Below are 14,025 nucleotides of genomic sequence, written 5' to 3'. Positions count from 1 at the left end.
ATGTTGACAGATGCTCCGAGTAGTCAGGCAACTACGCAGAAGTGCACTTTAGGAAACGTGAGGTTAACGAGAGCGGAATCTTATACATGTTGCGTTCGCTCTCTGGCCGTGGAGCGGTCCGACCCTTCACGATCAGCCCGTGACTGAAACATCCGTGATCCTCGCGCTGGTGGTCATGACGGCACTCGCCTTCGACTTCACCAACGGGTTCCACGACACGGCGAACGCGATGGCCACCTCCATCGCCACCAAAGCCCTACGGCCCAAGACCGCCGTAGCCCTCTCCGGGGTGCTCAACCTGATCGGCGCCTTCCTCTCGGTCGAGGTCGCCCTCACCGTCACGAACGCGGTCGTGAAGATCCAGGACAAGTCCGGCGCGCCCAGGGCCGAACTGCTCGCCCACGGCGGGTCCGGACTCCTGTTGATCATCCTGGCCGGTCTGGTCGGCGGGATCGTCTGGAATCTGCTGACCTGGCTGGTCGGGCTGCCGTCCAGCTCCTCGCACGCGCTCTTCGGCGGCCTGATCGGCGCGACCGTGGCCGGGCTCGGCTGGGCCGGCGTCAACTGGAACGGCGACGGGTCGAAGCTCGACGGCGTGGTCGGCAAGGTGCTGCTGCCCGCGGTGCTGTCGCCGGTGATCGCCGCCCTGGTCGCCGCGGCCGGCACCTGGCTGATCTTCAAGATCACCAACGGGATCGCGGCCCGGTTCACCGAGCGCGGCTTCAAGTGGGGCCAGATCGGCTCGGCCTCGCTGGTCTCGCTCGCGCACGGCACCAACGACGCGCAGAAGACGATGGGCGTCATCACGCTCGCGCTGATCGCCAGCGGCGACTGGAGCGACACCAAGAACATCCCGTTCTGGGTCAAGGTCGCCTGTGCGCTGGCCATCGCGCTCGGCACCTACCTGGGCGGCTGGCGGATCATCCGCACGCTGGGCAAGGGCCTCACCGACATCAGCCCGCCGCAGGGCACCGCCGCGCAGTCCGGCGCGGCCGCGGTGATCCTGGCCTCCAGCCAGCTCGGCTTCGCGCTCTCCACCACGCACGTCGCCACCGGCTCGGTGCTCGGCTCCGGTCTCGGCCGGCCCGGTGCGACGGTCCGCTGGGCGGTCGCCGGGCGGATGGTCGCCGCGTGGCTGATCACGCTGCCGGCGGCCGGCCTGATCGGCGCCGTGATGTGGTGGATCGGTCACCTGATCGGCGGGCTGGCCGGTGCCATCGCGGTGTTCCTGCTGCTGATCGCCGCTTCGGTGGCGATGTGGCTGCGCTCGCGCCGGCAGCACGTCTCCGCGGAGAACGTCAACGACGAGTGGGACGCCGGGACGCCGGTGTCGGACCCGGCCGGCCTGCTCACCGAGCCCGCGGCCGACCCGGAGGACAGCCTCGCGGCCGACCCGGACAGCCGTGCGGCCGGGCCGGAGCGGCCGGCGGCGGGGCACGGCGTGGACACCGCCGCGGCGGAATCAGTGGCGACCGACCCGGCCCGCGTGGCCGCGGCGAACTGAGCGGGGACGACGATGCACAACTTCGGATTCGCACTGGACGGCGCGTGGCGGGTGCTGCTCGCCGGGCTCGTGCTCGGGGCCGGGCTGCCGGTGCTGTTCGCCCTCGGCATCCGGTCGCTGGCCTGGGGTGCCGGGGAGGCGTCGGTGAACACCACCGGCGTCACCGCGGGGACCAGGCGGCCGCTCGGCACGGCGCTCGGCTACCTGCTCTTCGCGGTCGTGGTGGCGGGGGTGGTGCTCGGGCTCACGTTCATCGTGGCATCCGGGTTCGGGAACAAGCTCAGCTTCGAGCACGTCTACCCGACGATCGTCCCCAAGTAGGCGGCTGCTGAGTTCGGCGGCTCCGGCCGTACCCAAATCGGATCTTGATCTTGATTTTGCTCGTGCAACGGCCCGGCGGCGAACCGCCGGGCCGTCTCCATGTCGGATCCCGTGGGATCCCGGGGCAGGTCAGACCAGACTGCGGGCCAGGACGCCGATGTCGGACTGGTCGGTGAAGAGGCCGTCGATGCCGGTGCGCAGGAAGGTGATCTGCTCGTCGATCGCCTTGCCGTAGCCGTTCGGGTCGGTGCCGACCTTCAGCTCGGTGGGGAGGAACGTGTTCTCCGCGCGGAACGTGTACGGGATGACCTTGACGCCGACCCGGTGCGCGTCCTTGACCAGGCTGGTCGGGGTGGCCAGGGTGCCGTCCGCGTTGCGCGGGATGATCTGGCTCTTGTCCGGGCCGATGCCGCCGATGAACTCCGACAGCTCCTTGAGGCCGGCCGGGGTCAGGTAGTCCGCGTAGGTGCGGGTGTCGTTGAACGGCGTGCCGGCCGCGCTGCTCAGGAAGACCAGCGGGACCTCGACCCGGTAGTGGTCGGCGAGGGTCTTCAGGTTCTTCGCCTCGAACGACTGGATGAAGACCTTCGCGCCGCGGTGGTCCAGGCTGTTGCGGCGCAGGATCTTGACCAGCGGGGTCTCCAGCTCGAGCCCGAGGTTGCGGAAGAACGTCGGGTGCTTGGTCTCCGGGAAGACGCCGATGTCCCGGCCCAGCTCCTTGACCAGGCGCTTGCGCAGGTCCAGCAGCTCCTGGAAGGTCGGCACCTCGAACCGGCCGTCGAACAGCGTGTTGTGCTGACGGGTGCCCGGGATGCGCTCGACCGCGCGCAGCGTCTTCAGCTCGGCGAGCGTGAAGTCCTGCGTCCACCAGCCGGTCACGGTGACGCCGTCGAGGACGACCGTGCGCTTGCGGTCGGCGAACTCCGGGTGCGACGCGACGTTCGTGGTGCCGCCGATCTCCGGCTCGTGCCGGCAGACCAGGACGCCGTCCTTCGTGCTGACCAGGTCGGGCTCCATGTAGTCGGCGCCCATCCGGGCGGCCAGCTCGTACGACGCCAGGGTGTGCTCGGGACGGTAACCCGAGGCGCCCCGGTGCCCGACGACCAGCGTCGTCACGGGCCTGTGCTTCCCGGCGTCGGCGAACGCCGGGGACGCCACGGCCCCACCCAGCGCCGGCGCTGCGGCGGCCACCGCGCCGAAGCGCAGCACCTGACGGCGATCTGCCACGATTTCCTCCACGGAGTCCTGGGTCCGGCCCTGGTTGCCGGAATCACCGAAACGCAGTCCAGGTGACGTATTCGTCGCCCAAGCGACGATCTCGTGGCGTGTCCGAGAACGCCCGGCCAATGGTCGCTCTCGACAGCTCATCGTGACCTCAGCACGTCGCGCAGGCGGCGGGCCTCGCGGATCACCCGCGCGCCGCCGGTGCGGTCGGCGACGGCGGCCAGCCCCGGCAGCTCGGCCCGGGCGCCGACGGCGGTGGCGGCCCGGGTGGCGACCTCCAGCAGGTCGGCCAGCCCGCGCGGCGCGGCCGGCAGCAGGATCGGCAGGGCGGTGGCGAGCACCGCCCAGACCGCGTGGCTCGCGCCGGCCCGCTCGGCGTCGGCCAGCGCGGGCGCGACCCGGAGCAGCTTGATCACATTGTCCCGGCCCAGCGCCCCGAGCTCGGCGCCGACCGCCGCGGCGAACGGCTCCGGCCGCCCGGCCAGGGTCAGGAACGCGTCGACCGCCGCGACCCGGTCCACGTCGAACCGGGCGGCCAGGCCGTAGACCACGGCCAGCGCCATCGCCGGGCCGACCGGGCCACCCGCCTCGGCCAGCATCGGCAGCAGCGAGGCGTCCCGGGCGTCCTGGTCGGCGAGCGCGGCCAGGTCGGGCAGCGCCCAGGCGGCGGTCACCTCCCGGTGGTGCGGCATCGCCATCACCAGCACGTCGTTCGAGTAGTCGCCGCTGCTGCCCCACTGCGGCCGGGGAGACGGGGACAGCCTGGTCAGCGCGCCCTCCAGGACCAGGCCCGGCCCGTCCGCCCGGGCCGGGTCGAGGCTCGCCACCACCCGGTGGACGGCCAGGCCGCGCTGCTCGAACCGGACGCTGACCGGATCGGGCAGGCCACCGGTGGCCAGCCAGGCGGCGAACTGGCGGCCCCGCGACGACGTCAGCCGCCCGGCCCGGGGCAGCACCGACCGGTCGATCACCACCCGCAGCAGCGCCTGCTCGTAGTCGAGGGGCCACGGCTCCCAGCCCTCCGCCTCGGCCCGCTCCAGCCGGTCGGCCAGCACCGCCGCGTCCAGGCTGCCGTCGACCCGGGACGGGGTGGCCAGCAGGACCGGGACCGGCGTCGCGGACCAGCGCTCGGCGGCCTCGGCGATCCGGAGTTTCAGCAGGTCGTCCGGGTTGTGCAGGAGGGAGTCGTCGGTGCCGTCGTAGAGCGCCGCCCAGCGGACCCGGGCCGCCATCGGGGCCTCGGCGCCGTCCAGGATCGCCCGGATCGCCTCGGCCAGGAAGATCATCCGGGACCAGCCGAAGCCGCCGGGCAGCCGGGGCAGCACCGGGGCCAGTGCTTCGCGGTCGATCGTCGCGCCGAAGGTGACCACCGCGGCCAGCACCCGCTCCCAGCCGACCGCGGTCTCCTCGTGGAGCAGCGCCATGATCTCCTCGACCAGCTCGGCCGGGCTCGCGATCGGCGGTGGCATCGGCGTCGGCTCGGCAGGTCTCGGGGTGGGCGCCAGCCGGTCCGGCACGGCGGTCTCTCCAGGGCCGGAGCCCAGGAGCGCCGCCGCCCGGGCCGGGAGCCCGCCGGGCAGTGCCCCGGCCGCGGCCAGGATCGCGGACCGGGTGGGGCCGGCGAGCCGCGGCGCGAGGTCACCGATGCCCTGCAGCGCCCGGTCCTGAACGTCCAGCGCGGGATGCCCGAACCCGGCCGCCATCGCCGCCGCGATCGCGTCGGCGTCGGCCGGCTCGCGGGCGGCCACCTTCCGCAGCCAGGCGAGCTGGGCCAGGGCGAGCGCCTTCGCCGGGCGGACCAGCACCTCCGCACTGGCCGCCAGCAGCACCGGCCGGTCGAGCAGCCCGGCGGCGTCCACCTCGCGCAGCACCCGCTGGGCCAGGCCGGCCACCGCGGAGGGGCCGTCGCTCAGCATCCGCGCATAGTCCGCCGCGTGCCCGGCCGCCTCCTCGGCCGACGGCCGCAACTCGTCGTGGAGCAGCACGAACGCCCGCAGGAAGGCCGGCCGGTCGCCGCGCGCCAGCCGGTCGACCGTGGCGGCGAGGATCGTCGCGCGATCCAGCCGCTGCTCCGCCACCAGCTGCGCGACCGCCGGGGCGAAGGCCGGGGCGAGCTCCCTGCCGACGCCGTCGAGGTCGAAGACCGCGGGGAGCAGAATGTCCAGCCACGGATCGTCGCGCAGGTGACCGGCCAGGGCCGGCGGCGAGGCGTCGCGCCGCCGGTGCAGGTGGCGCAGCCAGCCCCGGACCACCCCGACGGTGACCGGTGGCGGGGTCCCGCTCTCGCGCAGCAGCTCGGCGACGAGCCGCCACTCCGGCACGAGCGGCCCGGCCGGCCCGATCCGCCGGGCCAGGCGCAGGCCCAGGTCGCCGAGCCAGGGCAGCTGCCGGGCCCGGGCGATGTCGACGAACGGGACGGCCGGCACGCCCGGCCAGTCCAGCACGTCGGCCCGGCCGAGCACCGTGGCGACCTTGGCCGCGGTGGGCAGGCAGGCGATCGCGGTCAGCGCGACGGCCGGGCCGAGGTGGACCGGACCCCAGAAGTCGTCCGGGCGCATGGCCCGGAGCCGGGCGGTCAGCGTGGGCCCGAACGCCAGCCGGGCCGGCTCGCCCGCGGCGAGCAGCAGCTCGGCGAGCGCGGCCGGATGGTCGGCCCGCTCCAGGATCGATGACCATGTCAGTTCGGACATGCGGACAAGCTAGAGCGAGGGTCCGACAAAAACCGGGGCGGCCGTACGATCGGGGCGTGCCCGGCCCGCTGCGTTCGCTCCTCGCTGAACCGCGTCCTCCTGGCGCCTCCGGTCCGTCCCGGCTCGACTGGCTCCTGGTCGCCGTCTGCGCCGCCACGGCCGCGGTCGAGGGCGCCCTGCGCCCGGATCAGCCGGGTGGCGCGGTCGCCGTGGTGCTCGCCGTCGGGCTGGCCCCGGTCCTGCTGATCCGGCGCAGCCGCCCGCTGCTCGCGGTCACCCTCGCGTTCGGCGCCACGCTGCTCGCCCCACTCCTCACCGGCGGGGTCAAGCGGTCACCCTCGCGTTCGGCGCCACGCTGCTCGCCCCACTCCTCACCGGCGGGGTCAAGCCGGAGGAGTATTCCCTGGTCTACCTGCTGTTGCTGATCTACGCGCTGTTCCGCTGGGGCTCCGGCCCCGAGGCGGCGATCGGGCTGGCGGTGATCCTCGGCAAGCAGGCGCTGGCGCTCGCCCTGGGCCAGGAGCCCGCGAGCGACTCGGCGGGCGGGGCGGTTCTGCTGGTCGCCGTGCTCGCGCTCGGTGCGGCGGTCCGGTTCCGTACCGGCGCGCGGACCCGTGAGCTGGAGCAGGTCCGGCTCCGGGAGCGCGAGCGGCTGGCCCGTGACCTGCACGACACGGTCGCGCACCACGTCTCCGCGATGGCGATCCGGGCGCAGGCGGGCCTGGCCACCTCCGGTGCGGATCCGGACGCGGCGGCCGACGCGCTGCGCCTGATCGAGAGCGAGGCGAAGGAGGCGCTGACCGAGATGCGCACGGTCATCCGCGCGCTGCGCACCGACGAGCCGGACGCGCCACGCCTCGCCGACCTGGCCGGTCTGTCCGCCGGGGCCGGGCCGGCGGTCGCCATCGAGATCGGTGATGACCTGGGCGCGGTCGCTCCGGCGGCGGGTGCGGCGATCTTCCGGATCGCCCAGGAGGCGGTCACCAACGCGCGGCGTCACGCGCGCGGCGCGACCCACATCCTGGTCCGGGTGATGGCCGAAAAAGACCAGATCAGGCTGGTGGTCACCGACGACGGTTCGGCGCCGGGTCCGCTGCGGTCCAAAAAGCTTGCGGGGTACGGCGTGAACGGCATGCGTGAGCGCGCCGAGCTGCTCGGCGGCACGTGTACCGCCGGGCCCGGCCCGGAACGCGGCTGGCACGTCGAGGCGGTGTTGCCGGCGTGACCGTGACCGTGCTGGTCGCGGACGATCAGGAGATCGTCCGTACCGGATTGGTAATGATCTTGAATGCGCAGCCGGGCATCCGGGTGATCGGCGAGGCGGCGAACGGTCACCAGGCCGTCGAGCTGGCCCGTCGCCTGCGCCCGGACGTCTGCCTGCTCGACATCCGGATGCCGGGGGTGGACGGCATCGCCGCGACCCGGGAACTGGCCGGGCCGGGCGTCGCCGACCCGATCGCGGTCGTCGTGATCACCACGTTCGACCTGGACGAGCATGTGTACGGGGCGTTGCGGGCGGGCGCCCGGGGGTTCCTGCTCAAGGAGGCCGGGGCGGAGCTGCTCGGCCAGGCGGTGCGGGCGGCGGCCGCGGGGGACGCGATCATCGCGCCGGCGGTGACCGCGCGGCTGCTGAAGACGTTCGCGCGTGGCGGGCCGGGTGGGCCGTTGCCGCAGCCGGGGGAGCCGCTGACCGAGCGGGAGGAGGAGGTGCTGCAGGCGGTGGCGGAGGGGCGGACGAACAACGAGATCGCCGGGGCGCTGTTCATCAGCCTCAGTACCGTGAAGACGCATGTGGCCAGCCTGATGGGGAAGATCGGGGCGCGGAACCGGGTCGAGATCGCCATGTGGGCGTATCAGACCGGCCGGCGGTGACCGGTATCGGTTGGTGCTGACCGGCGGTTGAGCACGCCCGGGTCGGTCGGTGTTGACCGGGGTTTGAGCACGCTGGGCCGGTTGGTGGTAACCGGCCGAAAGAACGGTTTCAAGACCGTTCTTTGGACCGGTGTCGGAGCCTTTTTCCGGCGGCACCATCGACGCATGACGACGAATGCGGGGCTGGTGCGGCGACGGTCCGGACGAGGCGGGTGGCGGATTCCCGCGGCGCTGATCGCGCTCAGCCTGGTGCCCTCGCTCGCCGGGGTGATCCGGCTCGGCCAACTGGCCACCGGCGCGCCGGTCACCGAGGAGAACGCGCGCTTCTTCGCCATGCCGCTGCCGGTCGTCGCGCACATCATCGCCGCGGTGCTGTACTGCGTGGCCGGGGCGTTCCAGTTCGCCCCCGGCTTCCGCAACCGGCATCGCCGCTGGCACCGGATTGCCGGCCGGGGCCTGGTCGCGGCCGGGGTGGTGGTCGCGGTCAGCGGGATGTGGATGGCGGTCTTCTACGACGTGCCGCCGGTCGACGGCGTGGTCGTCGAGGTCACCCGCCTGATCGTCGGGAGCGGGATGCTCGCGTCGCTGGTGCTGGCCGTGACGACGATCCGGCGGCGGGAGATCGCGAGCCACCGGGCCTGGATGATCCGGGCGTATGCGCTGGCCCAGGGCGCGGGCACGCAGGTCTTCACGCACCTGCCGTTCGCCGTCGCCGGGGTGACGCCGGGGATGGGCGGGCGCGCGGTGGCGATGGCCGCCGGCTGGATCATCAACATCGTCGTCGCCGAGTGGATCATCCGTGGCCGGCCGGGTCTCCATGCGCTCCGCCCGGCCTGACCGCCCACCCGCGCCGAGCGGGCCGGCGGGGTCGAGCAGGTCGGCGGGGGCGAGCGGGCCGGCCGGCGCGGGCGGGAAGGTCCGCCGCGCCGGCCGGGGGAGCTCAGAGGCGCAGCTGCGGCCAGTCCAGCAGGCCGTCGCCCAGGTCCCGGACGGCCACCAGCAGCCCGAGCCGGGCCGCCCGGATCGCCGGGTCCTCGGCCATCACCAGCACGTCGTCGAAGAACGTGTTGACCGGCCCGACCAGGCGCCCGGTCGCGGCGACGAAGCGCGGCAGGTCCACCGACCCGTCCAGGTCCGCGCGGACCGCGGTGACCGCGTCGTGCAGCGCCAGCTCGGCCGGCTCCTTGAGCGCGCCGGTGTCGTAACCCGCCGGGGTCCCCTCCGGCACGATCCGCCGGGCCCGCTGGATCGCCGCGGTGACCGCGGCGAAGTCCGCGTCGCCCACCGCGACCGCGAGCTGCCCCAGCAGGGTGTCCGCGACCGACGGCCGGGCGAAGTGCGGCAGCACCGCCCGCACCCGGTCCACCGGCTGGCCCTCCTCGGTCAGCGCCTGCTCCAGGCGCTTCGCCAGGAAGTCGCCGACCGCCGCGAGCACCTCCGCGGTGACCGGCACCGGCTGGGTGGCCAGCGCCAGCGCGTCCACCAGCGACAGCGCGGCGAACTCGGGCGTCGACCGGTGCACCGCGAGCAGGCCGAGCACGGCCCGGCGGATGGCGAACGGGTCGCTGGACCCGGTCGGCAGCCCGACCGTCGCGGCGAGCCCGGCCACCAGGTCCAGCCGGTCCGCCAGCGAGAGCAGCGCGCCCGGGACGGTGCGCGGCAGCGAGTCACCGGTGTTGCGCGGCAGCTCCGCCTCGAAGATCGCCTCCGCGACCGCCCGCGACTCGCCGGCGTGCAGCGCGTAATCCCGCGCCATCACCCCGGCCAGGCTGGTCATCTCGGTGACCAGCTGCGACCCCAGGTCGAACTTGACCAGTTCGGCGGCCCGCGCCAGCACCGCGGAGCCGAGCCCGAGCCGCTCGCCCAGGGTCTGGGCCAGCGCCCCGATCCGCCCGGCCCGGTCGGCCATCGAGCCGAGCTTGTCGGTGAAGGTGAGCCGGGTCAGCCGGGCCTTCATCCGCTCGAGCGGGGTCTCCAGATCGGCGCGGTAGAAGAAGCGCGCGTCCTCGTACCGGGCCCGCAGCACCGCCTCGTTGCCGGTGCGGACCAGCTCCACGTCGACCGGCCCGTTCGCCACCGTGACGAACATCGGCAGCAGCTTGCCGTCCGCGTCCCGGACCGGCAGGTACCGCTGGTGCTTGCGCATCACCGTGGTCAGCACCGCGTCCGGCAGCGTCAGGTAACCCTCGTCGAACGTGCCGAGCAGCGGCAACGGCTGCTCCACCAGGTCGGTGATCTGGTCGATCAGCGCGGCCTCGCCCGTCACGTCGACGGTCCCGTCGGGGTAGACGAGATCCTGCGCCCCGACCACGATCAGCTCGCGGCGGTCCTCGTGGTCGGCGACGATCCCGTTCACGCCGAGCGTCTCCAGGAACGACTCGGCCGACGCGATGTCGATCACCGGCGGGGTCGCGGTGCGCAGCAGCCGGGTCTGCCGGCCGGCGGCCAGGGTGGAGACCGCGACCGGGACCACGTCGTCACCCCAGAGCGCGGTCAGCCAGCGGACCGGGCGGCTGAACGCCAGCTTCGGGTCGTTCCACCGCATGTTCTTGGCCGCGCGCAGGCCACCGGCCACCTTTGCCAGCACCTCGGCGAGCACCTGCGGCGCGGGCTGACCGATCTCCTGCTTGCGCAGGACGTAGTGCTCGGCGCCGTTGAGCTCCTCGGTCGCGAGGCTCGCGACGTCGACGCCCTGCCCACGGGCGAAGCCCTCGACGGCCTTGGCCGGCGCCTGCGTCTTCGGCCCGCGGACGACCCGCACGTGGTCCTCCTCGCGGGCCGCGACCTCCGGCACTACGGCGATCAGCCGCCGCGGCGTGCCGAAGACCCGGACCGCGCCGTGCGCCAGCCGGGTCCCGGCCAGCCCCTCGGTGACCAGGCGCAGCACCTGCTCCCGGGCGCTGCGCAGCTCGGCCGGCGGCAGCTCCTCGGTGCCGATCTCGAAGACCAGCGTGCGCGGCCGGTCACCGGTCTGCACGGCGGCCGCCGGCCGGACCGGCTCGAGCGCCGGGGTCAGGCCCAGCGGGTGCGAGAGCTCGGCGCGCCGGTCCACCCACAGCCGGGCGACCTCACCGGCGAGCCGGCGCATCCGGCCGAACTCGGCGGCCCGCTCGGCGGTGGAGACCGCGCCGCGCGAGTCGAGCACGTTGAACGCCTGCGAGCACTTGAGCACGAAGCTGTGCGCGGGCACCGGCAGCCCCGCGTCGATCATCCGCTGCGCCTCGCCGGCGTAGAGGTCGAGCAGCCGCCGGTTCGCCTCGATGTCGGCGTCGTCGAGGTAGTAGCGGGACATCTCGTACTCCGCCTGGCCGAACACCTCGCCGTAACTGACGCCGGGCGCGTACTCGATCTCCTTGAAGTGCTGCTTGTTCTGCAGCGCCATGATGATCCGCTCGATGCCGTAGGTGATCTCCACCGACACCGGGTCGAGGTTGATCCCGCCGGCCTGCTGGAAGTAGGTGAACTGGGTGATCTCCAACCCGTCCAGCCACACCTCCCAGCCCAGACCCCAGGCGCCGAGCGCGGGGGAGGCCCAGTTGTCCTCGACGAACCGGACGTCGTGCGCGGCGACGTCGATCCCGAGCGCGGTCAGGCTGCCGAGGTAGAGCTCCTGCGGGTTGCCCGGGTCGGGCTTCAGGATCACCTGGAGCTGGGTGTGCGTCTGCAACCGGTTCGGGTTCTCCCCGTACCGGGAGTCGTCGGGGCGCACCGACGGCTCGACGTAGACGACCCGCCACGGCTCGGGACCGAGCACGCGCAGGAAGGTGGCCGGGTTCAGGGTGCCCGCTCCGACCTCGGTGTTCATCGGCTGGACGATCAGAGCGCCGTGCTCCGTCCAGTACGCCGTCAACCGGGTCAGAGCCTCCTGCATGGTGAGCATGCGCCGAAGTCTAGGGGGAGGCGACGGAGGGTGAGCAATCGCATTCGCCGCGTCCGGCACGCGTCACAAAGATCAAATTCAAGTTCTTTATTGCCTCGGCTGCGGCCGATAACTGATCGTCGCTCCCGCGGGGACCCTTCCGGGTCTCGCAGGGCGTGGGGCGCCCAGAACGCGAGACCCTACAGGGCGACGTCCGTGGGTGGTTGCGGTCAACCCACAAAACCCGTGTACGGGTTCACCGCTCTCCTCATCCGCGGGTGGCCGCGGAAACCCCGGCCGCTACACGAAGGCGCCGTGGCCGGTGATCGCGCGTCCGACGATCAGCGTGTTGATCTCCCGGGTTCCCTCGTAGGAGTAGAGGGCCTCGGCGTCGGCCACGAAGCGACCGATGTCGTAGTCCAGCACGATGCCGTTGCCGGCGAGCAGCTCCCGGGCCCAGCCGACGACCTCGCGCATCCGGGTCGTGCAGTACGCCTTGGCCAGCGCCGAGTGCTCGTCCCGGTACTGCCCGGCGTCCTGCAACTGGGCCAGCCGCACGCACATCCCGAGCGAGCCGGTGACGTTCCCGAGCATCCGTACGAGCAGGTCCTGGACCAGCTGGAACTTCGCGATCGGTCGGCCGAACTGCTCGCGCTCGCCGGCGTACTTCAGGGCGATCCCGTAGGCCGCGAGCATCACCCCGACCGCCTCCCAGGCCACCCCGCTGCGGGTCTGGCGCAGGATCTTGGCGGTGTCCTTGAACGAGTTCGCGTTCTGCAGCCGGTCCGCCTCGGGCACGCGCACGTCGGTGAGCGTGATGTCGGCGTTCTGCACGATCCGCAGCGCGATCTTGTTCTCGATCTTGGTGGCCGTGAAGCCGGGCGTGCCGCCCGGCACGACGAAGCCCTTCACCTGGTCGTCCTCGACGTCCCGGGCCCAGACCACGATCAGGTCGGCGAAGGTGGCGTTGCCGATCCAGCGCTTCTGCCCGTTCAGCACCCAGGTGTCACCGTCCCGGCGGGCCGTGGTGCGCAGCCCGGCGGCCACGTCCGAGCCACCGGTCGGCTCGGTCAGCGCGAACGCGCCGACCTGATCGAACGCGGTCATCCCGGGCAGCCAGCGTTCGCGCTGCTCCGGCGAGCCGCAGGACTGGATGCTGCCCATCGCGAGCCCGGCGTGGACGCCGTAGAACGTCGCCATCGAGGCGTCCGCGTGCGCCATCTCGAGCGCCAGCCAGCCGTTGAGCAGCGACGAGCGTTCCTGGCCGGCCAGGCCGAGGCCGGCGAACTGCTTGATCAGGTGGGTCGGGAACTCGGCCCGGGCCCAGTATTCGTTGGCGATCGGGGTCACCTCGGCCGCCAGGAAGTCGCGGACCCGGTGCACGGTCGCGGCCTCGTCCTCGGACAGCAGTCCCTGAAACGCGTAAAGATCTCCGACGAGCATGCGGGCCTACATTCCCCGTCCCGCGGAAATCTAAGAGTCCCGTGTCGCGTGGGCTTTCGCGGCCCGTCGCGTCGTGTGGGCTTTCGCGGCCCGTCGCGTCGTGTGGGCTTTCGCGGCCCGTCGCGTCGTGTGGGTCTTCGTGGCCCGTCGCGTCGTGTGGGTCTTCGTGGCCCGTCGCGTCGTGTGGGTCTTCGTGGCCCGCCGCCTTCCAGCGTCCTGAGCCGTGGGGGATTTTCCGGATAGGCGAGATTTGAGGGGTTTGCGAGGCGGCGGGCGTCCCCGGCTCGGCAGGTGGCTGGCTCGGCGGGTGGCTAGAAGGTCGCGCGGGTGGCTAGAAGTTGCGGGCTGCGCGGGCTGCGCGGGCTGCGCGGGCTGCGCGGGTTGTGCGGGCTGCGCGGGTGGCCAGAAGCTGCGGGTCGCGTGGGTTGTGGGGGTGGCTAGAAGTCGTGGGTTGCGCGGGTCAGGGCCTCGCTGAGGGTTGTCGTGGTGGCGCTCGGCAGCACGACGTCCGCGTGGGTGTACCGGGTCGCCGGGGTGAACGGGTTCGGGATCGCGACGCAGCGCAGGCCGGCGGACTGGGCGGCGGTGACGCCGTGCGGGCTGTCCTCGAAGGCGACCGCCTGCTCCGACTTCAGGTCGAGGCGGGCCAGTGCCAGGTGGTAGACCGCCGGGTCCGGCTTGTGCGCGGCGACCTCGTCGCCGTAGGCCAGGACCTCGAAGCGGGCCAGGTCACCGGTCCGGGCCAGCTCGCCCCGCACCCACCAGGCCGGGGAGCTGCTGGCCACCGCGAGCCGCAGGCCGAGGCGTCCGGCCTCGTCGAGCCAGGCGGCGATGCCGGGGTTCAGGGCCAGGCCGGCGTGCACCCGCTCGCGGTAGGCGCGGCGGCGGGCGTGGCTGGCCGCCCGATCGAAGTCCGGCCCGACGGCGGCGGCCAGCACGGTGTAGCGCAGCTCGCTGACGTCCCCGCCGTGCTCCGCGAAGAACCCGGCCTCGTCGAGCTCCAGGCCGTGCTGCCGCCACTCCCAGCGCCAGCTGTCCAGCAGCGTGCTCTCGGTGTCCATCAGCAGGCCGTCGAAGTCGAAGATCAGCGCCTCGATCGTCATCGACGCAGT

11 protein-coding genes are annotated in these 14,025 nt (G+C 73.1%); 6 read left to right on the top strand and 5 right to left on the bottom strand.

Annotation, left to right across the window (positions count from 1 at the left end):
* Positions 1 to 139 precede the first annotated feature (139 nt).
* Together L3i22_RS37940 and L3i22_RS37935 are read left to right on the top strand one after the other, a co-directional pair.
* Entirely contained in the window at positions 140 to 1,504 is a 1,365-nt protein-coding gene (locus L3i22_RS37940) for an inorganic phosphate transporter (protein WP_255657479.1), read from the top strand.
* Between the two features lie 12 nt (positions 1,505 to 1,516).
* Positions 1,517 to 1,825, top strand: coding sequence for a hypothetical protein (locus tag L3i22_RS37935; protein ID WP_221322280.1), 309 nt, complete (start codon positions 1,517 to 1,519; stop codon positions 1,823 to 1,825).
* Between the two features lie 129 nt (positions 1,826 to 1,954).
* Here L3i22_RS37935 and L3i22_RS37930 read toward each other — a convergent pair whose 3' ends face one another.
* Both L3i22_RS37930 and L3i22_RS37925 read right to left on the bottom strand, forming a co-directional pair.
* Entirely contained in the window at positions 1,955 to 3,052 is a 1,098-nt protein-coding gene (locus tag L3i22_RS37930; RefSeq protein WP_221322279.1) for a glycerophosphodiester phosphodiesterase, read from the bottom strand.
* 137 nt (positions 3,053 to 3,189) lie between these two features.
* Entirely contained in the window at positions 3,190 to 5,739 is a 2,550-nt protein-coding gene (locus L3i22_RS37925) for a DUF6493 family protein (RefSeq protein WP_221322278.1), read from the bottom strand.
* A gap of 56 nt (positions 5,740 to 5,795) precedes the next feature.
* Between L3i22_RS37925 and L3i22_RS53965 the strand changes: the two genes are divergently transcribed.
* The 4 genes from L3i22_RS53965 to L3i22_RS37910 all read left to right on the top strand — a co-directional run bounded on the left by L3i22_RS53965 (position 5,796) and on the right by L3i22_RS37910 (position 8,448).
* A complete protein-coding gene (locus L3i22_RS53965; protein WP_255657478.1) occupies positions 5,796 to 6,164 on the top strand; it encodes a hypothetical protein in 369 nt (122 codons plus the stop codon).
* A complete protein-coding gene (locus tag L3i22_RS37920; RefSeq protein WP_255657477.1) occupies positions 6,158 to 6,964 on the top strand; it encodes a sensor histidine kinase in 807 nt (268 codons plus the stop codon). Before L3i22_RS53965 ends, L3i22_RS37920 begins: the two co-directional genes overlap by 7 nt.
* On the top strand, positions 6,961 to 7,611 hold the full coding sequence (locus L3i22_RS37915) for a response regulator (RefSeq protein WP_221322277.1): 651 nt from the start codon (positions 6,961 to 6,963) through the stop codon (positions 7,609 to 7,611). The genes L3i22_RS37920 and L3i22_RS37915 overlap by 4 nt, the downstream gene beginning before the upstream one ends.
* A gap of 165 nt (positions 7,612 to 7,776) precedes the next feature.
* Entirely contained in the window at positions 7,777 to 8,448 is a 672-nt protein-coding gene (locus tag L3i22_RS37910; RefSeq protein WP_221322276.1) for a DUF2306 domain-containing protein, read from the top strand.
* A 103-nt stretch (positions 8,449 to 8,551) separates the two neighbouring features.
* On the opposite strand, the gene L3i22_RS37905 is transcribed toward L3i22_RS37910, so the two are convergent.
* The 3 genes from L3i22_RS37905 to L3i22_RS37895 form a co-directional block, all read right to left on the bottom strand.
* Positions 8,552 to 11,491 carry a glycine--tRNA ligase gene (locus tag L3i22_RS37905; protein WP_221322275.1) on the bottom strand — a complete coding sequence of 980 codons (2,940 nt, stop codon included), beginning with the start codon at positions 11,489 to 11,491 and terminating at the stop codon, positions 8,552 to 8,554.
* A 279-nt stretch (positions 11,492 to 11,770) separates the two neighbouring features.
* Positions 11,771 to 12,913, bottom strand: coding sequence for an acyl-CoA dehydrogenase family protein (locus L3i22_RS37900; RefSeq protein ID WP_221322274.1), 1,143 nt, complete (start codon positions 12,911 to 12,913; stop codon positions 11,771 to 11,773).
* Between the two features lie 437 nt (positions 12,914 to 13,350).
* Positions 13,351 to 14,016, bottom strand: a complete 666-nt coding sequence (locus L3i22_RS37895) for an HAD family phosphatase (protein ID WP_221322273.1) — start codon at positions 14,014 to 14,016, stop codon at positions 13,351 to 13,353.
* Positions 14,017 to 14,025: the final 9 nt, after the last annotated feature.

The sequence above is a fragment of the Actinoplanes sp. L3-i22 genome, from assembly GCF_019704555.1.
Classification (GTDB): Bacteria; Actinomycetota; Actinomycetes; order Mycobacteriales; family Micromonosporaceae; genus Actinoplanes.
Note: the sequence above shows the minus strand (reverse complement) of the source record. Positions and strands in the feature narration are given on the sequence as shown.

What these genes read in the sequence shown, in the direction of transcription:
- L3i22_RS37935 (WP_221322280.1), top strand. Translation starts at nt 1,517, where the DNA reads ATGCACAACTTCGGATTCGCACTGGACGGCGCGTGGCGGGTGCTGCTC.
- L3i22_RS37925 (WP_221322278.1), bottom strand. Translation starts at nt 5,739, where the DNA reads ATGTCCGAACTGACATGGTCATCGATCCTGGAGCGGGCCGACCATCCG.
- L3i22_RS37910 (WP_221322276.1), top strand. Translation starts at nt 7,777, where the DNA reads ATGACGACGAATGCGGGGCTGGTGCGGCGACGGTCCGGACGAGGCGGG.
- L3i22_RS37905 (WP_221322275.1), bottom strand. Translation starts at nt 11,491, where the DNA reads ATGCTCACCATGCAGGAGGCTCTGACCCGGTTGACGGCGTACTGGACG.
- L3i22_RS37900 (WP_221322274.1), bottom strand. Translation starts at nt 12,913, where the DNA reads ATGCTCGTCGGAGATCTTTACGCGTTTCAGGGACTGCTGTCCGAGGAC.
- L3i22_RS37895 (WP_221322273.1), bottom strand. Translation starts at nt 14,016, where the DNA reads ATGACGATCGAGGCGCTGATCTTCGACTTCGACGGCCTGCTGATGGAC.